This window comes from Prescottella sp. GW823-FHT02E09, from assembly GCF_058797375.1.
Window position 1 is genome coordinate 165,239 of the sequence record NZ_JBXAJP010000005.1, and the last position, 26,400, is coordinate 191,638.

Genomic DNA, 26,400 nt, shown 5'->3' on the forward strand with positions numbered 1-26,400 from the left:
CGATTCCGGCGGCACCGACGATCAGGCGATACCTTCGCCGCTGGTGTCGCCGATCGCCTGGTCCAGCAGGCTACGCCGGTACTGCTCGAGCGCGACCAGATCACCGAGCAGCGAGTGGAACTCGTCGGAGTCGGTGGTCGGCGAGACCCGCTGCAGTTTGGACTTGAGCTCTGCGACCTGTTCGCCCACCCAGACCTCCTGCAGGCGCGCCAGCACGCCGCGGATGTAGCGAGGGGCGGTGTCGTCGTCGGTGGGCAGTGGCTCGACTGCGAGTTCCATCACGATCGACTGCACGACGAGGTCCGCGGCATTGCGCCCGACCGCGTCCACCCATTCACCACCGCCGAGACCGGCAGAAGTCCCGCCGGCCGCGGCGACCGCCTCCCGCACGGCCGCATACGCCGGATGGGTGAACGTCTCCCCCGGCAGCGAATCGAAGACCGTGCCCGCGATGGCCGGGTACTGCAGCGCGGCCTTGAGGGCGTCGCGCTGCGGCCACAGGGCCGGGTCGTTGGGCCGTGGGCGGGACACACCGGGCGCCGAAGCCGGGGCGGCCGCGGGGGCGTCGACGACGGGACGGCGCTTGGACGGCGCACCCCCTCCGCCGCGCGCGAACTTGCGCGCCTCGTCGCGCACGCGGCGACGCACTGCGGGGATGTCGTCCCAGCCGATCCAGCCGGACAACTGCACGGCGTACCCGTCGCGCAGCGTTGGTTCCTTGATCCGGGCGACCACCGGCACGGTGCGGCGCAACGCCTCCACCCGCCCCTCCGCGGTGTCCAGATCATGTTCGGAGAGAAGCGATTTGACGACGAACTCGAACATCGGGGTGCGACGTGCGACCAGATCGCGGACAGCCGCGTCACCCGACTGCTGACGCAACTCGCACGGATCCATCCCGTCCGGTGCGATCGCGACGAACGTCTGTCCCGCCATCTTCTGGTCGCCCTCGAACGCCTTGAGCGCGGCCGCCTGGCCGGCGGCGTCGCCGTCGAAGGTGTAGATCACCTCACCGCGAAAGTAGCTGTCGTCCATGAGGAGTCGACGCAACATCGCGAGATGCTCGTCACCGAACGCGGTGCCACAGGATGCAACGGCGGTCTTGACGCCGGCCAGGTGCATCGCCATCACGTCGGTGTAGCCCTCGACGACGACCGCCTGGTGCCCCTTGGCGATGTCCCGCTTGGCCAGGTCCAGACCGAAGAGCACGTTCGACTTCTTGTACAGGATCGTCTCGGGTGTGTTGACGTACTTGCCGGGCATGGTGTCGTCGTCGAACAGCTTGCGGGCACCGAACCCGATCACGTCGCCGGACAGATTGCGGATGGGCCACAGCAGGCGCCGATGGAACCGGTCGATCGGTCCGCGTCGGCCCTCCTTGGACAGCCCGGCCGCCTCGAGCTCCTTTGCCTCGAACCCCTTGCCCATCAGATGCTTGGTCAGGGTGTCCCAGCCGTCCGGGGCATAGCCGCAGCCGAACTGTGCGGCCGCGGCCGCGTCGAAGTTGCGTTCGGTGAGATAGTCGCGGGCCGCCTGCGCGTCGGGCTCCTTCAGACGCGCCGCGTAGAACTCCTGTGCCGCCGCGTTGGCGGCGACCAAGCGCGCCCGGGTACCCCGGTCGCGCTGCACGGACGTGCCACCGCCCTCGTACGAGATCTGGTAGCCGATCCGATCGGCGAGCTGCTCGACGGCCTCGACGAAACTGACGTGCTCGATCTTCTGCAGGAACGAGTAGACGTCACCGCCCTCGCCGCAACCGAAGCAGTGGAAGTGCCCGTGATTGGGCCGGACGTGGAACGAGGGCGACTTCTCGTCGTGGAAGGGGCACAGCCCCTTCATCGAATCGCCGCCCGCGCGCTTGAGCGAGACGTACTCGCCGACGATGTCCTCGATCCGAGTGCGTTCGCGAACGGCCGCGATGTCTCTGTCAGGGATTCGGCCGGCCACGAAGGCAGTCTAGGCCCTCACCGCAGGCGAACGACTATCCCCAGCTCGCCTGGGCGCCCAGGCTCTGCTTGTCGATCCGCTCCAGACGGCTCTCGGTGCACGACGCGATCTGGTCGACGATCACCCGCACCCGCGCGGCATCGTCGTCCGCGGCCTGCCACGCGGGCAGGAACAACGGATCCAGACCGGACGGTGCGGTGCGCAGCAGCCACTCCGCGACCCGGTGCACCCGATCCCGCTGCCGGTCCTGACGGTTCCGGTGGCCGGCGTCGGACATCACATAGTGCAGGGCGACGGTCTTGAGCAGCGCCACCTCGGCCGCCACGATCGGGGGCACGACGAGGTCGGCCCGATACCGCGTGAACGGACCAAGGCCGATCGCCTCCCGGGTGCCACCGACGGCCGCCGACGCGAACCGGCCCACCAGCTCGCTGGTGAGGTTCTTCAGCGCCACCGAACTGGTGAGCGTCCCGTCGTAGTCACCGACAGAAGTCACCACCGGCAGCCGCGACAGCCGTTCGGCCGCCTCCGCCAGTTCGTCGACGACGAGGCCCGGGAACTGCCTGGCCCCCAGTTCGGCCAGCGCGCGGACCTCCACCGCATCGCCCAGCACGCGCAGGTCGATGCGGCCGGCGATCACACCGTCCTCGACGTCGTGCACCGAGTAGGCGACGTCGTCGGCCCAGTCCATCACCTGCGCTTCCATGCACTGCCGCCCCTCGGGCGCGCCCTCTCGCACCCACGCCAGCACCGCGGCATCGTCGTCATAGGCACCGAACTTCGCTCCGGGCCGCGGCCGGGTCCACGGGTACTTGATCGCGGCGTCGAGCGAGGCCCGGGTGAGGTTGAGTCCGACGCTGCGTCCCTCCGCGTCGAGGACCTTGGGTTCGAGGCTGGTGAGGATACGCAGGTTCTGCGCGTTGCCCTCGAAGCCGCCGCAGTTCGCGGCGACCTCGTCGAGGGCCTTCTCGCCGTTGTGCCCGTACGGCGGGTGCCCGATGTCGTGGGCCAGCCCCGCCAGGTCGACGAGGTCGGGGTCGAGTCCCAGGCCGTCGGCGATGCCACGGCCGATCTGCGCCACCTCGATCGAATGCGTCAGCCGGGTCCGCGGGGTGTCACCGTCCCGCGGACCGACCACCTGGGTCTTGTCGGCGAGACGCCGCAGTGCGGCCGAGTGCTGGACGCGGGCGCGGTCCCGGGAGAACGCCGAGCGGTGCTGCGCCGACTCCTCGGCGGCGACCAGTCCCGCGGTCTTGGGCGCCTCGGACACGCGGCGGTCGAGATCGTGCGGGGTGTACGGCGCACGGGCGTCGCGGTCGGTCACTGGCCGGCCGTGTACTGGAAGTCGGCCGAGAAGTGGGTGAGCTGATACCACAGCAAAGCACCTGTCTCCCTAGTGATTCCGTGCAGCTGCGACTCCCGGGTGATCACCGCGGGACCTTGACGGGTAGGCGCGGTCCACGCCTCGAGACCCGCGTCGCGGGCCATCGTGCGGGTCCGCAGCGAATGCCACGGATCGCTCACCAGCACCGCCGACCGCATGCCCTGCTGCCCCATCTCCCGGCTGACCGCCTCGACGCTGAGCAGCGTGTCGGAGCCTTCCTCGACGGCGGTGATCCGATCCCCGGGCACGCCCTGGTCCATCAGGTAGTTCCGGCCCGACGCCGCCTCGGTGTACTCGTCACCCTCCTGCTTGCCACCGACCGTGACGATCGCCGGCGCCACACCCTGTTCGTAGAGCTTGCGGGCCTGGTCCAGGCGGGCCTCGAACACCGACGACGGGGTGCCCGCGTACTGCGCGGCGCCGAGCACGACGATCGCGTCGGCAGGCGTGGTGTCGGTGACCCGCGCCACCTGCCACACCCGGAACGCGGTGCCGCCGACGAGAACGAGGCCGATCAGCACGGCGCCGAGCGCGGCCCGACCGGCCCAACGAGCCACGGCGGCACCGAACGAACGGCGCGGCACGGGTCGGGGCGACAGCTCCGGGGGGTCGTAACTGGGGGCGGTACTCACTCCCCGATTCTGCCAGTCGCCCGCCCGGGGCGCCGATGACGACGCGCGGCACCGGATAGATTCGTCGCATGGCACACGCACCGTCGCGTTCACACGCTCGCCAGTTCACGCCGCGCCGATCGGTGGCCACGACGGCCGTCGCCGCGCTGCTCGCGCTGGGCGCCCTCCTGTTCGCGCCCGCGACCGCGACGGCGGAGGCCCCGCTGCGGCTGCCCGACCACGTCACCGACCTGTCCGGGGTTCTCGACGCCGGTCAGCGCTCGGACGTCCAGGACGCGCTCGACACGCTCTACGACGAGCACAAGGCCGCGCTGTGGGTGGTGTACGTCGCCGACTTCGACGGCCTGTCCGAGAAGGCGTGGGCGGAGCAGACCGCGACGCTGAGCGGACTCGGGAACAAGGACGCACTGCTCGCCGTCGCCACGACCGACCGTGCGTACTACTTCGATGTCCCCCAGGGGCTCTCGGAGGTCTCCGACGCGGAGGTCACCTCGATCCGCACCGACTCGGTGGAACCGGCCCTGCGGGACCGGGACTGGTCCGGGGCCGCGATCGCCGCGGCGGGTGGACTCGGGGATGCGATGACCGCTTCGGGCACGTCGTGGACGATTCTCGGCGTCGGGCTCGGCGTGGTGGCAGTGGCCGGCGGCGGCGTCTACCTCTACTCCCGAAAGAAGCGGGGCGACCGCCTCGACGCGACCGTCGCCGCAGCCCGGCAGGTCGACCCCACCAATCCCGAAGCTCTTGCCGCACTGCCCGTTCCCGCCCTCGATGCGCTGGCGAAGGACGCGCTGGTCGAGATGGACAACGCGATCCGCACCAGCGAGGAGGAACTGAACCTGGCCGTCGGCGAATTCGGCGCCGACGCCACCGCGCCGTTCACGGCCGCCTTCGAGCAGGCCCGTGGGACGCTGGCGTCCGCGTTCACGATCCGCCAGCGACTCGACGACGACATTCCCGAGACGCCGCAGCAGCAGCGCGAGATGCTCACCGAACTCATCACGACCTGTGGCCGCGCCGACCGCGAACTCAATGCCCGGGTGGCGGAGTTCGACGCGATGCGCGACCTGCTGATCGACGCCCCGTCCAGGCTGGATGCACTCACCCAGGACGTCGTCGCACTCACCGTCCGCGTCCCGTCCGCCGACGCGACGCTCGCGTCGCTGCGGGGCGAGTTCCCGGACTCCGTCCTGGCGACCGTCGAGAAGAACACCGATATGGCGCGCGAACGGATCACGTTCGCGGAGCAGAACATCGCGGCCGGACGCGACGCCACGGCGCTCCCGGCCGGAAAGCAGGGTCCGGCGGTGGTCGCGATCCGCGCGGCGGAGGGCGCGCTGAACCAGGCCCGTCAACTGCTCGACGCCGTCGCACGGGCGGACACCGACATCCGGCACGCCATCGCGACCCTGCCTGCGGCGATGGCCGACGTACAGGAGGGCATCACCGCCGCGACCGCCCTCGCCCAGCAGGGCGGACAGAGTCTCGCCGACGCGAAGGCCGCCGCCGAGGAGGCGCTGCGGAACGCGCAGTCCGCGAAGGACACCGACCCGCTGGGCAGCTTCACCAAGGTCGTCGACGCGGACGCGAAGCTCGATGCCGTGCTCGCCGAGGCGCAGGAGGCACGGCAGCAGGCCGACCGCGCGAGGCAGCGGCTCGACCAGGACCTCACCGCCGCCGAAGCCCAGGTGAGCGCGGCAGCGGACTTCATCTCCACCCGACGCGGTGCCGTCGGCGCCGAGGCCCGCACCCGCCTCTCGGAGGCACAGCGGCACCTACAGGCCGCGAAGCAACTCGCCGGCTCGGATCCGTCTCAGGCGCTGCGGCACGCACAGTCCGCCACCGAACTGGCATCCCGGGCACTGTGGTCGGCGCAGGCGGACGTCAACCGCTACCAGGACGACCAGCGCAACCAGCGACCGCCGAGCGGTGGTGTGGCAGGCGGCGGCGGAAACGCGGCCGGCGCGATCCTCGGCGGCATCCTGATCGACAGCATGCTGCGCGGCAGTCGGGGCGGCGGCAACTGGGGCGGCCGCGGCGGGGGCGGATGGGGCGGGCCCGGACCCGGATCGTTCGGGGGTCCGAGCAGTTCGGGTCGCATCGGCCGCGGCGGCGGCGGCCGTTTCTGAACCTCACCAGAAAGGCCGAATGTCACATGCGTTCAGTTGAACTGAACGCATGTGACATTCGGCCGGGAACTCAGGCGCCGATCAGGCGCTGCGCGAGGTAGCCCTCGACCTGGTCGAGGGAGACGCGCTCCTGCGCCATGGTGTCGCGCTCACGCACGGTGACCGCGTGGTCCTCGAGCGTGTCGAAGTCGACCGTGATGCAGAACGGCGTACCGATCTCGTCCTGGCGACGGTAGCGGCGGCCGATGGCGCCGGCGTCGTCGAACTCGACGTTCCAGTGCTGACGCAGCGTGGTCGCGAGGTCCTTGGCCTTCGGGGTGAGGTCGGCGTTGCGGCTGAGCGGCAGCACCGCGGCCTTGACCGGGGCCAGGCGACGATCCAGGCGCAGCACGGTCCGGGTGTCGACGCCGCCCTTCGCGTTGGGCGCCTCGTCCTCGGTGTACGCGTCGACGAGGAACGCCATCAGTGAACGGGTCAGGCCCGCCGCCGGCTCGATGACATACGGCGTGTAGCGCTCACCGCTGGTCTGATCGAAGTAGTTCAGATCCGTGCCCGACGCCTTGGAGTGCGTCGCCAGGTCGTAGTCGGTGCGGTTGGCGATGCCCTCGAGCTCGCCCCACTCGCTGCCCTGGAAATGGAAGCGGTACTCGATGTCGACGGTCCGCTTGGAGTAGTGCGACAGCTTCTCCTGCGCGTGCTCGTACAGACGCAGGTTGTCCTTGTTGATGCCCAGGCCGGTGTACCAGTCCATGCGGTAGTCGATCCAGTACTGGTGCCACTCCTCGTCCTCACCCGGCTTGACGAAGAACTCCATCTCCATCTGCTCGAACTCTCGGGTGCGGAAGATGAAGTTGCCGGGGGTGATCTCGTTACGGAAGCTCTTGCCGATCTGGCCGATGCCGAACGGCGGCTTCTTGCGCGACGTGGTGAGCACGTTCGCGAAGTTCACGAAGATGCCCTGCGCGGTCTCGGGACGCAGGTAGTGCAGGCCCGTCTCGCTGTCGACCGGGCCGAGGTAGGTCTTGAGCAGACCGGAGAAGGCCTTGGGCTCGGTCCACTGCCCCTTGGTGCCGCAGTCCGGGCACACGATGTCGGTCATCGGCACGGCGTCCGGGTCGTCGAGCTTGTTCTTCTCCGCGTACGCCTCCTGCAGGTGGTCCTGACGGTGACGCTTGTGGCAGTTGAGGCACTCGACGAGCGGGTCGGTGAACACGTCGACGTGGCCGGAGGCCTCCCACACCTGGCGGGGCAGGATCACCGACGAGTCGAGGCCGACGACGTCCTCGCGGCTGGTGACCATGTTCCGCCACCACTGCTTCTTGATGTTCTCCTTGAGTTCGACGCCGAGCGGACCGTAGTCCCAGGCCGACTTGGTGCCGCCGTAGATCTCACCACACGGGTAGACGAGCCCACGGCGCTTGGCGAGGTTGGCGACGGTATCGATCTTGGACTTGGGTGCCACTTGGGTGCTCTCCATCTGGGTAATAGATGCGTGGTTCACGTGCGGTTTTCGCCTGTCCAGCCTATCGGTACCCGCGCCGACGTCCACGCACCCCGGTTGACATGCACATTCGTGCATATCAAAATGGATATGATTTGCAATAAGGTGTCGAGTTCGACCCTGCCCGACCGAGACGAGGAGCTGCACCGTGAGCGTTGCCGACGCGGGCGACCTGCGAGCCGACGCGCACGACCATGGACCCTGCGCCGAGACCCCGGCAGCCCCGATGCCGTCCAAGGAGGTACTCGTCTCGGCGGGCGAGATCCTGCGAGCTCTCGCGGCCCCGGTCCGCATCGCGATCGTGCTCCAACTGCGCGAATCGCAGCGATGCGTCCACGAACTGGTCGGCGCACTGGGCGTCACGCAACCCCTGATCAGCCAGCACCTCCGAGTCCTCAAGGCGGCCGGCGTCGTGCACGGCGAACGCAACGGACGTGAAGTTATGTACCGATTGGTGGACGACCACCTCGCCCACATCGTCGTCGACGCCGTGGCCCACGCAGAGGAAGAAGGATGACCGACAACGTGACGGACGGAACCGACCGACGCCGACAGCCCGCCGTCGGCGTGCGCTCGACCAAGCAGCGCAGCGCGATCTCCGCACTGCTCGACGAGATCACCGAGTTCCGCTCCGCCCAGGAACTGCACGACGAACTCCGCAAGCGCGGCGAGGGCATCGGCCTCACCACGGTCTACCGGACACTGCAGACCCTCGCCGAGGCCGGCACCGTCGACGTCCTCCGCACCGATTCCGGCGAGTCGGTGTACCGCCGGTGCTCGAGTGGCCATCACCACCACCTCGTCTGCCGCGGGTGCGGATTCACCGTCGAGGTCGACGGACCCGCCGTCGAGCAGTGGTCGCAGACCATCGCCGACAGCAACGGTTTCACCGACGTCAGTCACACCGTCGAGATCTTCGGGACCTGCCGGGACTGCGCCCGCGCCTCGTAGCGCCACCCGGTTACGCCAGCAGCCCCTTCCGGGCATCCTCGACCCCGGACAACACGAGCAGCAGCATCGTGGTGAGGGGTGCGTCCGCCAAGCCCGTCGCCGGGAACGTGTAGCGCAGCACGACATCCGCGAGACGGCCGCGGGTGATCACGTTGATCGACCCGAACTGCAGCTGCGCGTTCCGCTCGGCCACCCGCTTGTGGAGTGCCGGCTTCAGGGTCCGGTCCCACGCCAGCACCCCCGTCAACGACAATACGTCGAGCCCGTCCGCGAGCGTGACCGCGCGCAGCGAACACAGCGCGCCGCCGTACTCGAACCGCAACGAGCCGTCGTCGTCCGCGTCGACGGCAACGAAGCCGCCGAGCGCCTCGCGCACCCGGGCCTGCAGAGCGTCCGCGGAATCCATCGACGTCACTGGTACTTCACGCCCCCACTGTGCTGGATCATTTGACTCCGCCGAAGCGGCGGTCGCGGGAGGCGTACTCGACGCACGCTGCCCACAGGTCGCGGCGGTCGAAATCGGGAAACAGCTTCTCCTGGAACACCATTTCCGCGTAGGCGGCCTGCCAGATCAGGAAGTTCGATGTCCGCTGCTCGCCCGACGGCCGCAGGAACAGGTCGACATCGGGCATGTCCGGCTCGTCGAGGTACTTCGCGAACGTGGCCTCGGTGATCTTCTCCGGGTCGATATCACCGGCAGCGGCCCGGCGGGCGATTTCCCGTGCAGCGTCGGCGATCTCGGCGCGGCCACCGTAGTTGACGCACATCGTCAGCGTCATGACGGTGTTGTCCCTGGTGAGTTCCTCGGCTATCTCGAGTTCCTTGATCACGCTGCGCCACAGGCGCGGTCGACGGCCGGCCCAACGCACGCGCACACCCAAATCGTGCATCTCGTCGCGGCGGCGCCGGATGACGTCCCGGTTGAAACCCATGAGGAACTTCACCTCGTCCGGGCTGCGCTTCCAGTTCTCGGTGGAGAACGCGTACGCGGACAGCCACTTCACACCGATCTCGATGCATCCCTCGAGCGTGTCCATCAGGACCGCCTCGCCACGCTCGTGACCCGCGGTCCGCGGCAGGCCGCGATCCTGCGCCCAGCGGCCGTTGCCGTCCATCACGAGCGCCACATGATTGGGGATCAGCTCGGGCTGCAGAATCGGCGGACGAGCACCCGAGGGGTGCGGGGAGGGAGGGCGGATCACCCGGTCACGCTGAGCTTGCGGTTCGCGTCGTCGAATCACGCTCCCCATCCTGCCTGACCGCCTCCGGGTCACCGACCGCCGCATGCGGACGCGACCGTTCGATCAGGGGCAGTGTGCGCAACTGTCGTTCCAGATGCCACTGGAGGTGCGCGGCGACGAGCCCGCTGGCCTGGCTGCGCATCGACGACGTCGCGGTCTCGGTGTCCTGCCACTGTCCGTGCACCAGCGCGTCCATGAAGTCGAGGACCCCCGGAGACGGTGTGGCCGCACCGGGCGGACGACAGTGCACACACACCGCGCCACCGGCCGCGACATGGAAGGCACGGTGCGGACCCGGGGCCGCACACCGCGCGCACTCGTTCAGGGCCGGCGCCCACCCTGCGTAGCCCATCGCACGCAGCAGATAGGCGTCGAGGATCAGCTCGACGGGCCGCGCCTGCTCCCCGATCGCCCGCAACGCACCGACGGTGAGACTGTGCAGTCGCGGGGCCGGCGCCCGCTCCTCACCGGCCAGTCGTTCAGCGGTCTCGAGAATCGCGCAGGCCGTGGTGTAGCGGCCGTAGTCGTCGACGATGTCCGCGCCGAACGCGTCGACCGTGTGGACCTGGGTGACGACGTCCAGACTGCGGCCCGGATACAGCTGCACGTCGATGTGCGCGAACGGCTCGAGCCGGGCGCCGAACTTGGACTTGGTGCGACGCACGCCCTTGGCGACCGCGCGGACCAGTCCGTGCTGCCGGGTCAGCAGGGTCACGATACGGTCGGCCTCGCCCAGCTTGTGCTGGCGCAACACCACCGCATAGTCCCGGTACAACCTCACGCTGCCAGTCTCCCACGCCGCACCGACGAGTCTCGACAGGCGCGGGCGGCAAAACCCCACGCCGAAAACTGCAACGCGTTACTGTTCGTTCGAACGAACGGACGGTACGACGGGGCGGGAATGAGTACTGAAGTGCACGAACACGACGTCGAACAGCACGCTCCGGGGCTCGGCGAGCAGTCCGCGGCACTGGCCGCCGGACGCACCTCGTCCGTCGCGGCCGTCACCGCCGCCCTCGATCGGATCGCGGCCACCCAGCCCACGCTCAACGCGTTCCGCATCGTGCGCCGGGCCGCCGCGCTGGTGGAGGCTGCCGACGCCGACCGTCGCCTCGCCGCCGGGGAGCGACTGCCGCTGCTCGGTGTCCCGATCGCGGTCAAGGACGACGTCGACGTCACCGGCGAACCCACCGCGTTCGGCTGTCCGGGCCGGTTCCCCGCCAAGACCGCCGATTCCGAGGTGGTCCGCCGACTGCGCGCTGCCGGGGCCGTGATCGTCGGCAAGACCAACAGCCCCGAACTCGGCCAGTGGCCGTTCACCGGGGGCAGCGCGTTCGGCTACACACGCAACCCGTGGTCCCGCGGACACACGCCCGGCGGGTCCTCGGGCGGCAGCGCCGCGGCGGTCGCGGCGGGCCTGGTGCCCGCCGCGATCGGCTCCGACGGCGCCGGCTCCGTCCGCATCCCGGCCGCGTGGACCCACCTGGTCGGGATAAAGCCGCAACGCGGGCGGATCTCGACGTGGCCCGAACCCGAGGCGTTCCACGGCATCACCGTCAACGGGCCGCTCGCCCGCACCGTCGCCGACGCCGCGCTGCTGTTCGACGTCGTCGCAGGCAACCACGACGGCGATCTGCACAAGCCGCCGCCTGTGACGGTCCGCGATGCCGTAGGCCGCGATCCGGGACGCCTGAAGATCGCACTGTCGCTGCGCATTCCGTTCACCGCGACGCCCTCCGCGCTCCACCCCGAGATCCGGGCCGCGGTCGGTCGCACCGCGCATGCGCTGCGCCGACTCGGGCACGACGTCACCGTCGACGACCCGGAGTACGGAATCCTGCTGGGCCTCAACTTCCTTCCACGGTCTCTCGCGGGAGTCGACGCGTGGCTGGGCCAGCTCCCGGATCCGTCGCTGGTCGACCCGCGCACCCGTACCAACGCCCGCACCGGGCGCCTGCTGTCCGGGCTGCCGCTGCGTGCGGCCCGGGCCGCCGAACCCCGGATGCGGCGTCGGATCGGCGAGATCTTCGACGACTACGACGTGATTCTCGCGCCCACCACCGCCACCCCACCGCCGAGGGTGGAGGGGCTGGACGCGATCGGCGGCGTCGAGACCGACAAGGTGATCACCGCGGCGTGCCCGTACACGTGGCCGTGGAACATCCTGGGCTGGCCCAGCGTGAACGTCCCCGCCGGCTTCACCACCGCCGGGCTCCCGATCGGCGTCCAGCTGATGGGACACGACAACACCGAGTCGCTGTTGGTTTCGCTTGCCGCGCAACTCGAGTCGGTCCAGCGCTGGCAGGACCACCGACCCGTCCGGTGGTGGTGAGAGGTGAGCTCGACGGAGGTTCGTGACCGGATCCTCGCGGCGGCGCTGCGCATCGTCGGCACCGACGGCGTGCCCGCCGTCACGAACCGGCGGATCGCCGCCGAGGCCGGCGTCTCACTCGGATCGATCACCTACCACTTCCCCACGCAGTCCGACCTGCTGCGGGCGGCACTGACCGGGTTCGTGGCCGAGGAGACCACTCGACTGCGCGACCTCGCCGAAACCTACCGCGACAAGGGACTGAGCCTCGAGGACGCCGCAGCACTCGCCGAGCAGGTCGCGCGGGATCTGGACTTCTCGGCCGAGCGGATCGCCCCGTTCGAGATCTACATCCAGGCCGGCCGGGATCCCGAACTCCGCGAGGCGTCGGCCGAGTGCTTCGCGGCATACGACGACCTGACGGAGACGATCCTGACCGCGCTCGGCGTCCCACAGCCGGAGTTGCTGGCCCCCACCCTGGTGGCGACCATCGCCGGCCTGCAGCTGCGACGGCTCGCCACCGGCGATGCGGGGCAGGACATCTCGACGGCCGTGATCCAGCTCGTCCGCCGGGCATCACTGCCGCGCCCTGACTGCGGGGCAATCCCCAGCGTCATTCGACTCGTCGAAGCGCCTCGATGACGGCCTCGACATCGGATTCACTGTTGAAGTAGTGAAAGCCGACACGCAATCGATTGTCGGTAACCGTAGCGACCACGCGATGCCTGCGCAGCGCCTCCGCGACCCGGATCCCATTGGGTGTCTCCACCACGACGACGTGTGACGGTGCACCGCTGTTGACGTCGACGCAACCGAGCGCGGACGCATCGTGTGCAAACTGCTGCGCCAGGCGAAGGCAGTGCGTCTGGGTTCGGCGGCGGTCGAGGCCGGACAGAACCGAGAGTGCAGCTCTGGCACCGATCCAAGACATCCAGGCAGGGGAGGTATCGCAGCGGGAAGCGTCGGTGGCCTCACGGTAGTCGCCGCCGAAGTATCCCTGCGGGGACCCTGTGGTCTTCCAGCTCGCAGCGAGCGGACGCAGCTCTGCGACCCTGTCCGGCCGGACCGCGAGCCAGGCCGTCCCGCGGGGACAGAGCATCCACTTGTAGCCGTGTACCGCAACATAGTCGGCGTCGAGCAACTCGAGCCCACTGTCGAGAACCCCCAGCGTCTGAGTGAGATTGACGAACAGCCGGGCACCGACGACGTCGGTCGCCCGTCTCAGTTCCGCAAGGTCGACTCTTTCACCGTCAAGGGTGATGACCTCACTTGCGACGACAAGCGCGGTGTCCGCGCCGATCGCTTCGAGGAGAGACTCCGTGCGGGATCGCCCGGGGATGCGCGGCACCACGTCAACTCGTACCCGACTGTCGGCGCGCCGCATCCAGGGGAAGAGGGTACTGCGGAACTCGTCCTCGGAAACCACGATGGTGCCCTCGGTGATCGACTGAGCAACCGTCGCGGCTGCCTCGGACAACGAGCCCAGGGTTGCCACGGTTGCGGACGGAACCCCCAGGTACAACGCGAATTCTTCACGGGCATGATGGGCCGCGCGATCCCACTCGAGCCAATCGAACGATCCAGCGGACCAGTCCGACAGTGCCCGCGACAGGACCTCGGTGACCGGGAGCGCCGCCGGCGGCGCTCCCGGTGTGTCGAGCCATACCCGATCGTTCAACGCGGGGAAGAGCGACCGGAACTGTTCGTGGTTCATTCCGGGATCGCCACCACTGCTTCGATTTCGACCGCCAGCTCCGGGGCAGCGAGCCCGGCGACGATGGCCGCCGAGTGCGCCGGGTACTCCCGGTCCGGATACCACCGGTCGAACACCTCGTCACGGGCGATTGCGAACTCTCGGAACGAGCCCTCCCCGACGAGCACCGTGAGCATCTTCACGATCTTGTCGGGGCCGACCCCTAGCTCGTCGAGGATCGCTTCGATGTTTGCGAACGTCTGTGCCGTCTGGTTGCGACAACCGCCGGGCACGATTGCACCGGTGGAATCCGCGCCGACCTGACCGGAGACGAACGCCAACCGGTGGCCGGCGGGGGCGATCGCGACGTGGCTGAACTTGCCCATGGGGGCCGCTATGGCTCCCGGGTTGATGTACCTCACAACTGGTGGTTCCTTTCGATGGAGAAGACGATCTTGCCGAATCCACCGGCTCGCGCCATGTCGGCGAACACCGTCGGCGCTCCGCTGAGGGGATGGACCGAATCGACCACGGGTCGTATTCCGTGGCATGTCACGAAGTCGAGCATCGCCGAGAACTCCTCTTCACTGCCCATCGACGTACCGACAACCTCGATCTGGCGGAAGAAGATCTGCCGCAATGACATCGACACGTCGGGGCCCGTGGTTGCTCCGAAGGCGACGAGACGACCGCCCGGCCGCAGAGCTCGCACCGCCGCCGGAAAAGCGGCCTGCCCGACGCTGTCCAGGACCACGTCGGCCGGTCGCGTCAGCGCCGAATCGAAGTCGTCAGTGCCGACGACGGCATGAGAGGCTCCCAGCGCAATCGCATGGTCCGCAGAAGACCGGCTGCGACTGGTGACGGTCACCTCGGCACCGGCTGCCACGGCCATCGCCAGTGCAATGGGCGCGACTCCCCCACTGATGCCGGTGATCACTACGTGTTCACCCGCCCGGAGTCGGGCCCGGGTGAACAGGGCCCGATACGCGGTGAGACCGGCGAGGCCGAGAGCGGCCGCTTCGTACGTGGACAAGTGAGCGGGAACGGGGTGGATGTTTCGCTCGGGCACACAGACGAACTCAGCGAAGGTACCCGGGCGCGGTCCGCCGAGGATCTCCGGGAGTTCGGGGATATCGGCGGTGGTGGGCCAGCCGAAGCACGGGTTGATCAAAACCTCGCGGCCACGGAGTTCGCCGTCGACTCCGGCGCCGACGGCATCGACAATCCCCACGCCGTCGGCACCGATGACGAGGGGTGGCGCTCCGTGATCGCGCCCGTCGATCAGGAACAGCTCGTGTCGGTTCAGCCCAGCGGCGGTCAGCGACACCCGCACCTCGCCGGGAGCAGGCGTCGGGTCGGGTAGCACGGTGATGGAAACTCCCGCAGCCCCGGGCGTTTCGGAGTGTGTTGCCGCGATCATGACGACGTCTCCTCGGGAGCCTTGCCGGTGCGCAGCGAGACACCGAGCGTCTCTGGTGTGAACGTCGCCGCGAGAAGGCTGATGAGGGCGCCTGCTGCGAGATAGGCGGCCGGCGCATAGGAGGATTCGGTGTAGCGGACCAGGGCGGTCGCGACCAGCGGACCGGCGCCGCCGAAGAGAACGACGCCGAGGTTGTAGCCGATGGCCAAGCCGCTGTATCGACGCGAGGTCGGGAACAGCTCGGAGAACAGGGCCGGCTGTGGAGCGAGCATCATGGCATCACCGATCAGGATGATCACGATGCCCACGAGCACGGTCAGGAACGATCGCTGGTGGATCAGCAAGAAGCCGATCGGGGTAGTGACGACGACCCACGCCGCGCCCCAGATCAGGAACGGCTTGCGCCCGACTCGGTCACAGATGCGCGCGAAGGCAACGACCATCACGACGAGGAACAGCATGGCAACCAGACCCGCGCCGCGCGCCGCGGAAGGTTCGATGTCGAGCTCGGCGATGAAGAACGTGGGGCCGTAGACCAGCAACACATAGGTGCACATGGTCGGTGCGCAGACGAGTCCGACGACCAACAGGATCGATCGCCAGTTCTCTCGGACGGCGTTCAGGAGCGGGGACTTCTCCCGCTTGCCTCCCGCCGCCATCTCGGCGAACTCTTCGGACTCTTCGAGCTTGAGCCGCATGTAGAGACCGATCATGCCGAGCGGCAGCGCGAGCAGGAACGGGATCCGCCAGCCCCAGGATTGGAGGGCGTCTGCGCTGAGGGTCGAGGTGAGGATCAACGAGCTCAGGGCGGCGGTGAACATGCCCAGCGAGATGGTGATGGTCTGCCAGCTCCCGTAATAGGCACGCCGGTGCGCGGGAGCCGATTCGACGACGTACGCCGCGGCCCCCATCCATTCGCCGCCCGCCGAGATTCCTTGCACACATCGCAGGATGAGGATGAGCAGCGGCGCCGCTATCCCGATGCTCGCGTACGACGGGACCGCTGCCATCAGTGCGGTCGCTACCGAGATCATCAGAATGATCGCGGACAGAGTCACCTTGCGGCCGTACCGGTCTCCGATGTATCCGAAGAAGATTCCGCCGAGGGGGCGCACGACGAAACTGATCCCGAAGACGAGGAATGTCAGCATCAGGGAGACAGCCGGGTCGCCCTTGTCGAAGAACAGGACGGAGAACGTCGCGGCGAAGTAGCCGTAGAGGACGAACTCGTACCACTCGAGGAAGTTACCGATGCAGGCGGCGATGATGGCCTTGCGCTTGGCCGGGCTCAGGACGTCGGAACCGGGCGGTGCGACGGAGGGGGCGAGTTGGGACATAGGTCACTCCTGGGTCGGGGAAGACACGGGGTGGGAACGGGGTTTGGGTGCGCCCCGCGTGTGCATGGGGCAGGACGACTCTGCGCAGGCGCGACACGGCGAGAGATCCGCCACCCTGTCACCAGGTGGGAGATCCGAAGGTCGGGATGTCGGTGACGTCGTCGAGGTAGGTGCCGTACGCGATGTCGAGCCGTCCGACGCCGTAGTGGGCGCGGACGTCGCTGGTGACGGCAAGTAGGTGCAGTGGGTCGCTGACGGAGACTTGGTGACGGAGGGTGGCGGAGCCTGTTCGCGGCCGGCGATCGGCCTCGAATGCGAAAGGTATTCGGACCAGGCGACTGATGTCGAAGCCGTTTCCTTCCGCACTCGGAATGAGCTTGAGCGTGTAGTGGGAGGAGAACCAGGGCGGTGCGAGTTCGGTTGCCGTGCCACAGGGGTCGAGGGTGACAGCGCCCGAGACCAGGTCGACGCCGGCGGCGCTGGTGATCGCGTACGTGAGTCCACTGGGGGTTTCGTCGAGTCGCACGCTTCGGGCTTGCTTCTTGGGAAGCCCGAACAGTTCGCGGCCGAGCATGCCGTGATTGAGCCCTTCGACGTATGTTCCGATGGCATAGGCACCCTCGTCGCTACCGCGCCGACAGCGGACAGAGATGCCGCCCTGCATGTATGCGGGCCGGATCTCCGTCGTGCCGTCAGCGCCGGAGAACTCGGCGTCGATGAACTCGGCTATCCACACCGCGACCTGCGACCGTGCCCCAGCTTCGAGCGGCGCGGGCAGGATCGCGTCGACGATATCGCCGTCCGTTTCGTAGACCAGAGACAGCCAACGAACCTGCACCGATTCCGTGCCCGCCGCGAACAGCGGCGCGAAGGCCGGCATCGCCGTCGCGGCGGTCACGCGGTGTGGTGGCCGCGCGCGCTCCCGCGAGGTCATGCCGGCACCCCCGCAGTATCGGCCACGAGGGCAGCCTCGATCTCGGCCACGATACGTTCCGTGCTCGGAATCAGTGCCTCGGCGAGGCTGGGAGCGGCGGGAATTCGTGCAGGCGGTGTGCCGATTCGCAGTGGTGGTCGTCGGAGGTCGACACCGGAGCAGACCACGTCGGCCACGACCTCGGCGCCGAGGCCGGCGAAGGTGTGTGCCTCGTGAACGACGGCGAGACGGCCGGTCCGTTGCGCCGACCTGCGGATCGCCGTCGTATCCAGAGGGCGGAGCCACCTGGCGTCGATCACCTCGAGATCAATCCCCTTGGCCGCCAGCACTTCCGCAGCATCGAGGACCCGGAACTGCATAGAACCCCAGGTGACCACCGTCATCGTCGATCCCTTTCGTCTGGTGACAGCGCCACCGACGGGCAGAATCGGCCCGCCCAGAGCGACCGGGACCTTCGGCCCGTGGTAGAGGGTGCGGTTCTCGATGACGATCGTCGGATCGTCGGACCTGATCGAGGTGAGTAGAAGATCGTGGGCATCCTGCACAGTGGCCGGCATACACACCTGGAGGCCGGGAACGTGCGCGAACAGAGCCTCCAGGCTTTGCGAGTGCTGCGCGCACGCACCGGGCGCACTGCCTTGCTGGGTCCGCACGGTGATGGGAGCAGTCAGGGCGCCCCGAGAGACGTACCGGACGTTTGCAGCTTGGTTGACGAGTTGATCGAGGGCGACCAGCGAGAAGTCCGCCCACATGATTTCGACGATCGGTCGCCGGCCGAACATCGCGGAGCCGATCGCCCCGCCGAGGATGGCCGACTCGGAGATCGGCGTGTCGAAAACCCTGTCTCCAAATGCCTTCCGTAGCCCCTTGGTCACCCCGAAGACGCCACCGGGTGCCGCCACATCCTCTCCGAAGACCAGTGTGGCGGGATCCTCGGTTAGTGCTCGACGCAGGGCTTCGTTCACTGCACCGGCGTAGGTCAAGTTCTTGATGTCAGGCATAGAGGTGCTCCAGAGCTGTGTCGGGGTCGGCAATCGGGTCGCGGAGCGCTTGGTCGGAGGCAGCGGCGACCTCACGGTCGACGTCGACGATCAGGGCGTCGAGTTCGGTCTGCGGCACTCCGTCCGCGAGCAGGGTCCGAGCGGCCCGGACCAGTGGTTCGTCGGGTGCGATCGCGTCCAGTTCGCCGTCGGGTCGGTACTGCTGCGCATCTCCGATGTAGTGGCCGACCAGACGATGGGTCATCGCTTCGAGGAGAATCGGGCCCTTGCCCTCACGTGCGAAGGCAGCCGATTGGGTGACCGCCTCCGCAACCTTGACCGGGTCGTTGCCGTCGATCCGCGCGCCGGTGAACCCGTAGATCGCGGCCCGTTTGAACAGAACCTCGTTCTTGACCATGTCACCGATCGGCGTCATCTCCGAGTAGTGGTTGTTCTCCACGATGAAGATCACCGGAAGATTGCGGATGGCAGCGAAGTTCATCGCTTCGTGGACTGCACCCTGGTTCAGGGCGCCATCACCGAAGGACGCGACTGCGACCCGGCCCGATCCGTCGAATGTCGCCGCAAGCGCGGCGCCCGCAGCGATCGGCGCTCCAGCGCCGACGATGGAATTCTCGCCGTACATTGCGTGCTCCGGAGTGGAGAAGTAGGCGGAGCCGCCACGTCCACCGTTTGCGCCGGTGCTGCGGCCGAGTAGCTCCGCCAGCACCTCGTGGGCCGAGGCTCCGAGTGCGAGCGCCCATCCATGCCCCCGGTAGGTTGGGAACACGGCGTCTCGCGAAAGATCCAGTCCTGCAGCACCTCCGACGTATATCGCCTCTTGGCCGTTGCACAGGTGGACCGAGCCCACGATGTCGCCGGCCTTGCGTAGGCGGAGGATCTCGTTCTCTACCGCGCGGATTCTGTGCATCTCGCGGAAGTGCCGAAGCAGAAGTTGTGACATGTGTCCTCCACAGTCAGGTGAGAGTGAGTCGAGAATGCGACGCCGCGAAGCGGCGTCTATCGTGCGATCTGTTGGCTGTCGACCGCGTACACCGTTGCCGACGAGGCAATCTCGGTACGAACGTAGGCCGTGGCACGGTGAGCGACATCGCGGACGTGCGTACTGAGGGATCCCAGATCTCGGGTGAACCGGCTCGTGGGAGCTGATACGGCATAGGCCCCCAAGGGCCTTCCGTCGGCGCCGAAGAACGGTGCAGCCACACAGGACACACCCAGTTCGTATTCCTCGGCGTCGAGCGCGTACCCCCGCTGCAGAACCAGCCGCAGATCCGTCGCCAGTGTCTCGTGATCGGGAACGGTGTTCGGAGTGAGTCTGGTGAAACTGCTCTCGGGGAGCATCGCCTCGACCTGATGCTCGGGCAAATGCGCGAGTATGGCTTTGCAGGACGCTCGAGCATGCATGTTGCCCGTGTATCCGACATCCAGGTTGCCCACATTCAGCATGTGCAGTCCGGCGATCCACTCCTGGAGGGTGACGGTACCGTGGTACCAGCCGGAGATGTACACGGTCTCACGAGTCAGCCGGTGCAGCCGGGAGAGCAACGCCGACAGCGTCGGATCGGGACGGGTGTGGTCGGCGACTGTCTTGCTCAGTCGCGCTGCCCGACTGCCCACGACGTAGGTCCCTTTGGGCAGCCGGGTAATGAAGCCGTCGTCCTGCAGGGTGCGCAAGATGTGGTAGCACGTGCTGCGGTTGAGGTCGAGCAATCGTGCCAGACTCTTCGCGGACGCAGTGCCGTCGGCAGCTGCAATTGCCTCGAGTACCTCCAGCCCCCTCGACAGGGTACGAAGTGTCGTCCCCGAGCTCGGAGTGGTCACGCCGTCATCCGGCGCGCGAGCGACAGCACGGTCAACGCGAGAACCTGGGAAGAGGCGACGACGTCATCCTCGACGATCGACTCGTCCGGGCTGTGCGCCAGCGCGGTATCACCGGGACCGTAGATCACTGTGGGGATTCCACGAGGCCCGTACTGCGCCGCATCGGTGGCGGCCGTGAGACCTACCAGGGGAGTCGGTACGCCGGCGACGGCATCGACGCTGTCCCGGATGGCTTGGACGAGCGGATCGGCGGAGCCCGTCGCCCAGCCCGGGAGTTCGTGTTGCCACACGACCCGGGTCGGCCGCGAGCTCCAGCCGGCGTCCGCGTCGATCTTCGCGATGAGGGATTCGATCTGGCCGCGCATCGCGTCGAGGTCTTCACCGGCGGCGACGCCCCAGCGTCCCGCCATCTCGGCGGTGTCCGGGACCGCTGCCCGCCACGTCCCGGCTCGCACTGTTCCCATCACGAACGGAACTGCGGTCGGAACGTTCGAGAAGAACTCGTTCCGATGCTGTCCGGCCCGTACGTCGGCGAGATCGCTGAGCGCGTGGTGGATTCGCACCAGGTGCAGGAAGGCATCGTGACCGCGCCAGGGTGCCGAGGTGTGGGCCGAGACTCCGTCGATCTCCACACGGAAGAAGAGCAGGCCGGTTCCGGCGGGTGCCGCGATTCCTCCGGTGGGTTCGAGCACGATTGCCGCTGCCGGAGACTCGATGCGCTCGAAGGCTGCGCGAGTACCGATTCCGGTCGTCTCCTCGGCGACCACCAGCTGCATCGCGACGTCGAAAGGCAGTTCCACTGCCAGGTTCCGCAGGGCGTGCAGAGCGAAGACTCCGGATGCCACGGGGCCCTTGGTGTCGACCGACCCGCGCCCATAGATGCGACCGTCACGTCGCGCGCCGCTGAAGGGCGGCAGAGTCCATGCCTCGGGATCCCCCGGTGGAACGACATCGATGTGGCCGTTGAGCACCACTGTGGGGAAGCCCTCCCGAGGCGGCCGGGGCCACGCGACGATGTTGGACCGGTGCTCGAGACGCGGCTCCGTCGCGGGGTCGGCCGCACGCCCGGCCTCAGTCCGATCGAGCTGCTGCGTCTCGTACGTCCAGCCATTGGCGTCGAACCACGCGGTCAGAAACGTGTGGATCTCGTCCTCGTTGCCACTGACGCTGGGGCAACGCACGCTACCGGAGAGGAAATCGAGCATCGGCTCCCGCAGGTCCACGATCTCGCGCAGGAGATGGCGCTCGGTGGGGCCGGTCGTCTCGGTTGTGGGAGTCATCTCAATACCTCGTTCGGTCGTCCGCTCGTTCGGTGGACCCACGATGGACTCCGGGGGAAGGTTGAGCAACGACGAGGCCGGTCGAGTTTCACTATATGAACTTTCCGCTATCTGAACTACTCCGACACCCGGCTTTCGGCCGATACGCACTGCACCGGTCCCAGCCGGTGCCCGAACGGCCGGGGAACGGCAGGCTCAGAATTTCACATATCAGGACAAGCCGAGCGGGGGCTCGATCGCGGCGCGGTCGGGGACCTACAGTGGCCGCTCGACGCGACCCGAGCTTGTGGTGCGGGTGGGACGGAACCAATGACAGGAGCTTTCGATGAACGAGACGACACTCTTCGACCGGCACCGATCCGTCATGCCGGAGTGGATGGCGCTGTACTACGACGAACCGCTCGAACTGGTGTCGGGCGAGGGGCGCAGAGTGACCGGTGGAGACGGGCGTACGTATCTCGACTTCTTCGGCGGACTGCTGGCAACCATGATCGGCCACAACATCCCGGAAATCAGCGAAGCCGTGCGCGCACAGGCCGGCCGCATCATGCACTCGTCCACGCTGTATCTGATTCGTTCCCAGGTCGAACTCGCCGAAAAGATCGCGGCGCGTTCGCCGATCGACAATCCACGGGTGTTCTTCGTGAACTCGGGCTCGGAGGCCGTAGAGACCGCCTTCCTCCTCGCCAGCTGTGCCAGGGCATCGAACCAGGTCATTGCTCTGCGCGGCAGCTATCACGGGCGCTCGTTCGGCACCGTGGCCGCCACCGGGATTCGCGGATGGTCGGCGACCTCACTCAGCCCACTGCAAGTGACCTACGCTCACAACGGCTACAAGTATCGGAGTCCGTTCGGCCACCTCGACGACGCGGACTTCACGTCGGCATGTGCGGACGAGTTGCGCACCATCATCGAGACCTCCACGTCGGGGAACGTCGCGTGCTTCATCGCGGAACCGGTGCAGGGCGCCGGAGGCTTCGCGACTCCGCCGGACGGATTCTTCGCCGCAATGCAGGAGGTGTTGCGCGACTATGAGATTCCCTTCATCTCGGACGAGGTGCAGTCCGCGTGGGGACGAACCGGCAGATCATTCTTCGGTATCGAGCACTACGGCATCCGCCCTGACGCAATCACCTTCGCCAAGGGCCTGGCCAACGGAATGAGTATCGGTGGCGTGGTTGCCGAGGAATCGTTGATGAACTCCCTCACAGCGAACTCGATCTCCACGGCCGGCGGCAATCCGATGGCGATGGCGGCAGCGAACGCGGTCCTCGACTACATCGTCGACCACGACTTGCAGGACAATGCAGATCGCCTAGGAGCCCTACTCTCGAGTGGATTGAACAGGATCGCCGCGCAGTGTCCACTCGTCGGCGAGGTTCGCGGTGTCGGTCTGATGATCGGGGTCGAATTGGTGGTGCCCGGCACGAAGACACCTGGAACGTCCGCCACGACTGTGGTTCTCGAGGAGGCACGGGCGGCCGGACTTCTCATCGGGCGCGGCGGTCTTCACGGCAACGTCCTGCGCGTGACTCCCCCGATGACGGTTACCGAAGCTGAAGTGAGCGAGGCACTCGGGATCCTCGAGTCGGTCCTGATGAAGGTATCGGCGTCGATGTCGCTCGCCATGACTGGATCGAGCCCTCAGTAGCGCCCGATCCAGTCATGATGTGCGGGTGAATGATCCGACGACAGGCTCTCCGAGCAGCGTTGTCATCTCAGCGGATCGAACGGAGCGAGCTCAGCGGGGGTTCGTCCAGTGGTGATCATCTCGGCGAGCAGACGCCCCGTCGCCGGCCCGAGGGTGATTCCCCACATGCCGTGGCCACCGGCAGCGAACACCCGCGGTGAACGGGTCGCGCCGATCACTGGCAGACCGTCCGGCGTGCACGGGCGCGAGCCGACCCATTCGTCGTGACGGTCGTCCAGATCGGCGCCGCGCAGCAGCGGCCGCGCAGCCTCCACGATCGCCGCGATCCGCCGCCGGTCCAGTGCGGCATCGGGCGCACGGAACTCCATCATTCCGGCGACCCGCAGACGGTCTCCGAGTGGGGTGCACGCTACCCGCTGTGCCGGGAAGTAGACCGGTCCCGCGGGAACGTGATCGATCTCGACGCTGAAGCTGTATCCACGACCCGCTTGCACCGGGATGCGGACGCCGAAGCTACGGGCGATGTCGCCGAGCCAGGTTCCGGTCGCGAGCACAACCGCATCGAACCGTCCCACGTCACCCTTCGGACTCGAGATCCGAACGGCATCAACCTCGTCGACGATGCCGGTCACCTCGACGTCCTCCCGGACCGTCCCGCCACGGTCACGCACGGCGTCCGCGAGACGGTGCACGAAATCTCCCGGGTTCACGAACCGTTGCCCGTGGAGCCGGAGTGCCGCACCGATCTCGTCGGACAGGGACGGCTCGACTCCCCGCGCGGCGTCACCGGAGAGAACGTCGAAGTCGATTCGCTGACCGGCCGCACGAATGTGCTCGATCTCTTCGAGCAGGACGGTCCGCTCCGCCGGCGTCCGGTACGCGACCAGAAAGGACTTCGCTTCATCGGTCCGCCCGGTCACGCCGCCGTCCGCGAGTTCGTCGAACGCAGGCAGCGCGCACCCGTTGATCCCCACCAGGGACTCCATCGCCGTCCGCCACCGAGCAGCCGTACTGTTCCGGGCGAACGATGCCAGGAACCTCATCAACCGCGGATTGATCGTCGGTGGCACGTACACCGGCGATGACGGGCTGAGCAGAGCACGAATGCCGTAGCGCAGTACCGCCGGCTCGGGCAGCGGAGTACTGATGCCGGGCGTGATCCAGCCGGCGTTCCCCCAGGACGCTCCGGCCGCAATCCCCTTGCGGTCGAGAACCGTAACTTCGACCCCACGATCCCGCAGGAACCATGCCGTCGACAACCCGACCATTCCCGCACCGACAACCGCGACTCGCTGCGGGACGCTGTGACGTAGATTCATGACGCACCTCTTCTCGATGTGTTCGTTGCCACTCGATCATCTCTGTGACCGAGACCCGCAGTCATCGTGCCGTCGCACCAATCCCACGCGCGAAGCCGGTGCGCACAGCACAATCGAAAGCCGAACGCACCGAACGAGAATCGGTCCGACCACATCGCACCGTCGCCGAGGAGAACCGATGATCAGCGTCAGCTCTCTGATCGACTCACTGGGCGGAGCGCTGCTCCACCCGGTTGTTCCAGGTCGCCGCGATCGAATCAGCGATGTCACGCTCGCCGAAGCCGACGACCCGTTCCTCGAGTACCCCGACAATCTCGTCCTCGGCTTCGGAATCGACAGCACCGAAGCGGCTCTCGACCTTGTTCGCCGCTCCGCCACCACCGGTGCCTGCGCTGTTGTCCTCAAAGCACCGTTCACCGCGGACTCCACCGTCGCCGAGCTCGCCGCCGAGATTGGTATGGGGCTGATCGAACTACAGCCGCAAGCATCGTGGACGCACTTGGTGTGGCTGACACGCAGCATCCTCGATCACTCCGCGATGCTCTCCGGCACGGAGGTGAATCACGAACCCAGCGACTACGGCGAACTGTTCGCCTTCGCGGACGCCGCCGCGGCCATCGTCGGCGCGCCGGTCACAATCGAGGACGCACAATCGCGGGTGCTCGCCTACTCCGAACTCCAGGACACAGCCGACTCCGCCCGTATCTCCACCATCGTCGGTCGACGCGTCCCGGAAACGATCGTGCGACGCTTTCGCTCCCGCGGCACCTTCCGACGACTGCACAGATCCGACGAGCCGATCTGGGTCGAGGCAGGACCCGACGGCGTACTGCCACGTCTGATCATCCCGATCCGCGCAGGCGGAGAGCTGCTCGGTTCGATCTGGGCCGTGGACCCCGGTCCACTCCCCGACGACCACCTCCGCGAACTGACCCGAACTGCGTCGGTCGTCGCCCTGCATCTGCTGCGACTGCGTTCGCAATCCGGGGCAGCCCGGCGCATGACGATCGAACGCGTGCGCGCAACTCTCCTCTCGGCCTCCGCGCCCACGCCGGACGGGTGGTTGCCGGCCGGACCGTGGCGAGTCGTCGCTCTCGGCGGCGTGTCTGCAGGGGACGGAGCGAGTCACGGCCTCGAGCTCTGGGAATCGATCATGCGACGCCATGGGTGGCCGCGACCGCTGCTGACCGAGATCGACGACGTTCCCGTTGCCATTGTCACGATCGACGGGTCTGCGCGCACCGCCGGCAGTTGGCGATGGTTGCGGGCGGTGTCGGCGGAAGCACACGCCCACGGCGAGGGAGTCGTCGTGGTGACGGGCGGCCCAGCACAGGTTGCGAGCGAGCTTCCCCGATCGCGCTCAGAGGCAATGGAACTGATCCGCCTCACACGTACCGGCCGTGTCCCCGCACTCTCGGCGACATTCGAGGACTTCTGGCACGAAATTGTCATCGCACGTGCCCGGACTGCGCTACTGGAAGGATCACAGCTCGGCGGTGGGCCTGTCCCGGTTCTGGTCGGCCACGACGCAGATCGCGGAACCGAGTACGTCACCACTCTGGCATCGTTCCTCACCCACTACGGCGAACCGAAACGGGCCGCCGAGTCGCTGTACATTCATGCGAACACGTTGCGGTACAGGATGAAACAGATCGTCGACCTCACGGGAATCGATCTGGCGGACGGTCGCATTCGACTTGCGATCATGCTCCAGCTGACCGCCGTCATGGACATCCGTGCCGGCTCACGGGCGACCTGAGGCACAGCGACGGCAGGCAACGCCGCTCCGAAAACACTCGTGCCGCTCCCCCGATCGGTGGAGCGGCACGACGAGCACCGGAGCGGCAG

The 26,400-nt window shown here is 67.7% G+C and carries 24 protein-coding genes; 7 read left to right on the forward strand and 17 right to left on the reverse strand.

Annotated elements, in window-relative coordinates; all coding sequences use genetic code 11:
* Window positions 1–21: 21 nt before the first annotated feature.
* From dnaG to AC1RIF_RS14350, 3 genes are read right to left on the reverse strand one after another with little or no spacing between them, the layout of a single operon-like run.
* A complete protein-coding gene (gene dnaG / locus AC1RIF_RS14340) occupies window positions 22–1,947 on the reverse strand; it encodes a DNA primase (protein WP_492602035.1) in 1,926 nt (641 codons plus the stop codon).
* A gap of 34 nt (window positions 1,948–1,981) precedes the next feature.
* Window positions 1,982–3,271, reverse strand: coding sequence for a deoxyguanosinetriphosphate triphosphohydrolase (locus AC1RIF_RS14345; RefSeq protein ID WP_492602036.1), 1,290 nt, complete (start codon window positions 3,269–3,271; stop codon window positions 1,982–1,984).
* Window positions 3,268–3,963 carry a YdcF family protein gene (locus AC1RIF_RS14350; RefSeq protein WP_492602037.1) on the reverse strand — a complete coding sequence of 232 codons (696 nt, stop codon included), beginning with the start codon at window positions 3,961–3,963 and terminating at the stop codon, window positions 3,268–3,270. The genes AC1RIF_RS14345 and AC1RIF_RS14350 overlap by 4 nt, the downstream gene beginning before the upstream one ends.
* A gap of 68 nt (window positions 3,964–4,031) precedes the next feature.
* Between AC1RIF_RS14350 and AC1RIF_RS14355 the strand changes: the two genes are divergently transcribed.
* Complete coding sequence (locus tag AC1RIF_RS14355) at window positions 4,032–6,092, forward strand: TPM domain-containing protein (RefSeq protein ID WP_492602038.1); 2,061 nt, start codon at window positions 4,032–4,034, stop codon at window positions 6,090–6,092.
* Window positions 6,093–6,162: 70 nt separating this feature from the next.
* Here the strand turns inward: AC1RIF_RS14355 and AC1RIF_RS14360 are convergent, their stop codons facing one another.
* Complete coding sequence (locus AC1RIF_RS14360; protein ID WP_492602360.1) at window positions 6,163–7,554, reverse strand: glycine--tRNA ligase; 1,392 nt, start codon at window positions 7,552–7,554, stop codon at window positions 6,163–6,165.
* 187 nt (window positions 7,555–7,741) lie between these two features.
* Here AC1RIF_RS14360 and AC1RIF_RS14365 point away from each other — a divergent pair, with 187 nt between their 5' ends.
* Entirely contained in the window at window positions 7,742–8,110 is a 369-nt protein-coding gene (locus AC1RIF_RS14365; RefSeq protein ID WP_492602039.1) for an ArsR/SmtB family transcription factor, read from the forward strand.
* On the forward strand, window positions 8,107–8,544 hold the full coding sequence (locus AC1RIF_RS14370) for a Fur family transcriptional regulator (RefSeq protein WP_492602040.1): 438 nt from the start codon (window positions 8,107–8,109) through the stop codon (window positions 8,542–8,544). Before AC1RIF_RS14365 ends, AC1RIF_RS14370 begins: the two co-directional genes overlap by 4 nt.
* A 10-nt stretch (window positions 8,545–8,554) precedes the next feature.
* Here the strand turns inward: AC1RIF_RS14370 and AC1RIF_RS14375 are convergent, their stop codons facing one another.
* The 3 genes from AC1RIF_RS14375 to recO are packed head-to-tail and all read right to left on the reverse strand — an operon-like array spanning window position 8,555 to window position 10,566.
* Window positions 8,555–8,950 (reverse strand): hypothetical protein, encoded by a 396-nt coding sequence (locus tag AC1RIF_RS14375; RefSeq protein ID WP_492602041.1) that lies wholly within the window; start codon window positions 8,948–8,950, stop codon window positions 8,555–8,557.
* 37 nt (window positions 8,951–8,987) lie between these two features.
* Window positions 8,988–9,794, reverse strand: coding sequence for an isoprenyl transferase (locus tag AC1RIF_RS14380; RefSeq protein WP_492602042.1), 807 nt, complete (start codon window positions 9,792–9,794; stop codon window positions 8,988–8,990).
* Complete coding sequence (gene recO, locus AC1RIF_RS14385; RefSeq protein ID WP_492602043.1) at window positions 9,751–10,566, reverse strand: DNA repair protein RecO; 816 nt, start codon at window positions 10,564–10,566, stop codon at window positions 9,751–9,753. The genes AC1RIF_RS14380 and recO overlap by 44 nt, the downstream gene beginning before the upstream one ends.
* Window positions 10,567–10,686: 120 nt before the next feature.
* On the opposite strand from recO, the gene AC1RIF_RS14390 reads away from it, so the two are divergent.
* Both AC1RIF_RS14390 and AC1RIF_RS14395 read left to right on the forward strand, forming a co-directional pair.
* Window positions 10,687–12,117, forward strand: a complete 1,431-nt coding sequence (locus AC1RIF_RS14390; protein ID WP_492602044.1) for an amidase — start codon at window positions 10,687–10,689, stop codon at window positions 12,115–12,117.
* Between the two features lie 3 nt (window positions 12,118–12,120).
* A complete protein-coding gene (locus AC1RIF_RS14395; RefSeq protein ID WP_492602045.1) occupies window positions 12,121–12,738 on the forward strand; it encodes a TetR/AcrR family transcriptional regulator in 618 nt (205 codons plus the stop codon).
* Here the strand turns inward: AC1RIF_RS14395 and AC1RIF_RS14400 are convergent.
* The 9 genes from AC1RIF_RS14400 to AC1RIF_RS14440 form a co-directional block, all read right to left on the reverse strand.
* Window positions 12,710–13,810 (reverse strand): aminotransferase class V-fold PLP-dependent enzyme, encoded by a 1,101-nt coding sequence (locus tag AC1RIF_RS14400; RefSeq protein ID WP_492602046.1) that lies wholly within the window; start codon window positions 13,808–13,810, stop codon window positions 12,710–12,712. The two genes, AC1RIF_RS14395 and AC1RIF_RS14400, sit on opposite strands and share 29 nt — an antisense overlap.
* The gene (locus AC1RIF_RS14405; protein WP_492602047.1) at window positions 13,807–14,211 is read right to left on the reverse strand and encodes a RidA family protein; all 405 of its coding nucleotides are present in this window, start codon (window positions 14,209–14,211) and stop codon (window positions 13,807–13,809) included. The genes AC1RIF_RS14400 and AC1RIF_RS14405 overlap by 4 nt, the downstream gene beginning before the upstream one ends.
* Window positions 14,208–15,209 carry a zinc-binding dehydrogenase gene (locus AC1RIF_RS14410; RefSeq protein WP_492602048.1) on the reverse strand — a complete coding sequence of 334 codons (1,002 nt, stop codon included), beginning with the start codon at window positions 15,207–15,209 and terminating at the stop codon, window positions 14,208–14,210. Before AC1RIF_RS14410 ends, AC1RIF_RS14405 begins: the two co-directional genes overlap by 4 nt.
* On the reverse strand, window positions 15,206–16,546 hold the full coding sequence (locus AC1RIF_RS14415) for an MFS transporter (protein ID WP_492602049.1): 1,341 nt from the start codon (window positions 16,544–16,546) through the stop codon (window positions 15,206–15,208). The genes AC1RIF_RS14410 and AC1RIF_RS14415 overlap by 4 nt, the downstream gene beginning before the upstream one ends.
* Before the next feature lie 118 nt (window positions 16,547–16,664).
* The gene (locus AC1RIF_RS14420) at window positions 16,665–17,480 is read right to left on the reverse strand and encodes an acetoacetate decarboxylase family protein (RefSeq protein WP_492602050.1); all 816 of its coding nucleotides are present in this window, start codon (window positions 17,478–17,480) and stop codon (window positions 16,665–16,667) included.
* Entirely contained in the window at window positions 17,477–18,481 is a 1,005-nt protein-coding gene (locus AC1RIF_RS14425) for an alpha-ketoacid dehydrogenase subunit beta (RefSeq protein WP_492602051.1), read from the reverse strand. Before AC1RIF_RS14425 ends, AC1RIF_RS14420 begins: the two co-directional genes overlap by 4 nt.
* Window positions 18,474–19,424: a thiamine pyrophosphate-dependent dehydrogenase E1 component subunit alpha gene (locus tag AC1RIF_RS14430; protein WP_492602052.1), complete on the reverse strand. Its 951-nt coding sequence runs from the start codon at window positions 19,422–19,424 to the stop codon at window positions 18,474–18,476. The genes AC1RIF_RS14425 and AC1RIF_RS14430 overlap by 8 nt, the downstream gene beginning before the upstream one ends.
* 56 nt (window positions 19,425–19,480) lie before the next feature.
* Window positions 19,481–20,302, reverse strand: coding sequence for an IclR family transcriptional regulator (locus tag AC1RIF_RS14435; protein ID WP_492602053.1), 822 nt, complete (start codon window positions 20,300–20,302; stop codon window positions 19,481–19,483).
* Entirely contained in the window at window positions 20,299–21,582 is a 1,284-nt protein-coding gene (locus AC1RIF_RS14440; protein ID WP_492602054.1) for a M20 family metallopeptidase, read from the reverse strand. Before AC1RIF_RS14440 ends, AC1RIF_RS14435 begins: the two co-directional genes overlap by 4 nt.
* 325 nt (window positions 21,583–21,907) lie before the next feature.
* On the opposite strand from AC1RIF_RS14440, the gene AC1RIF_RS14445 reads away from it, so the two are divergent.
* On the forward strand, window positions 21,908–23,233 hold the full coding sequence (locus AC1RIF_RS14445; RefSeq protein ID WP_492602055.1) for an aspartate aminotransferase family protein: 1,326 nt from the start codon (window positions 21,908–21,910) through the stop codon (window positions 23,231–23,233).
* Window positions 23,234–23,295: 62 nt separating this feature from the next.
* On the opposite strand, the gene AC1RIF_RS14450 is transcribed toward AC1RIF_RS14445, so the two are convergent.
* On the reverse strand, window positions 23,296–24,552 hold the full coding sequence (locus AC1RIF_RS14450) for an NAD(P)/FAD-dependent oxidoreductase (protein WP_492602056.1): 1,257 nt from the start codon (window positions 24,550–24,552) through the stop codon (window positions 23,296–23,298).
* Between the two features lie 178 nt (window positions 24,553–24,730).
* On the opposite strand from AC1RIF_RS14450, the gene AC1RIF_RS14455 reads away from it, so the two are divergent.
* Entirely contained in the window at window positions 24,731–26,311 is a 1,581-nt protein-coding gene (locus AC1RIF_RS14455; RefSeq protein WP_492602057.1) for a PucR family transcriptional regulator, read from the forward strand.
* Window positions 26,312–26,400: the final 89 nt, after the last annotated feature.

Coding starts and splice junctions, on each gene's coding strand:
- AC1RIF_RS14355 (WP_492602038.1), top strand. CDS start 4,032: ATGGCACACGCACCGTCGCGTTCACACGCTCGCCAGTTCACGCCGCGC.
- AC1RIF_RS14370 (WP_492602040.1), top strand. CDS start 8,107: ATGACCGACAACGTGACGGACGGAACCGACCGACGCCGACAGCCCGCC.
- AC1RIF_RS14375 (WP_492602041.1), bottom strand. CDS start 8,950: ATGGATTCCGCGGACGCTCTGCAGGCCCGGGTGCGCGAGGCGCTCGGC.
- AC1RIF_RS14380 (WP_492602042.1), bottom strand. CDS start 9,794: ATGGGGAGCGTGATTCGACGACGCGAACCGCAAGCTCAGCGTGACCGG.
- AC1RIF_RS14390 (WP_492602044.1), top strand. CDS start 10,687: ATGAGTACTGAAGTGCACGAACACGACGTCGAACAGCACGCTCCGGGG.
- AC1RIF_RS14400 (WP_492602046.1), bottom strand. CDS start 13,810: ATGAACCACGAACAGTTCCGGTCGCTCTTCCCCGCGTTGAACGATCGG.
- AC1RIF_RS14410 (WP_492602048.1), bottom strand. CDS start 15,209: ATGATCGCGGCAACACACTCCGAAACGCCCGGGGCTGCGGGAGTTTCC.
- AC1RIF_RS14415 (WP_492602049.1), bottom strand. CDS start 16,546: ATGTCCCAACTCGCCCCCTCCGTCGCACCGCCCGGTTCCGACGTCCTG.
- AC1RIF_RS14420 (WP_492602050.1), bottom strand. CDS start 17,480: ATGACCTCGCGGGAGCGCGCGCGGCCACCACACCGCGTGACCGCCGCG.
- AC1RIF_RS14425 (WP_492602051.1), bottom strand. CDS start 18,481: ATGCCTGACATCAAGAACTTGACCTACGCCGGTGCAGTGAACGAAGCC.
- AC1RIF_RS14430 (WP_492602052.1), bottom strand. CDS start 19,424: ATGTCACAACTTCTGCTTCGGCACTTCCGCGAGATGCACAGAATCCGC.
- AC1RIF_RS14440 (WP_492602054.1), bottom strand. CDS start 21,582: ATGACTCCCACAACCGAGACGACCGGCCCCACCGAGCGCCATCTCCTG.
- AC1RIF_RS14445 (WP_492602055.1), top strand. CDS start 21,908: ATGAACGAGACGACACTCTTCGACCGGCACCGATCCGTCATGCCGGAG.
- AC1RIF_RS14450 (WP_492602056.1), bottom strand. CDS start 24,552: ATGAATCTACGTCACAGCGTCCCGCAGCGAGTCGCGGTTGTCGGTGCG.
- AC1RIF_RS14455 (WP_492602057.1), top strand. CDS start 24,731: ATGATCAGCGTCAGCTCTCTGATCGACTCACTGGGCGGAGCGCTGCTC.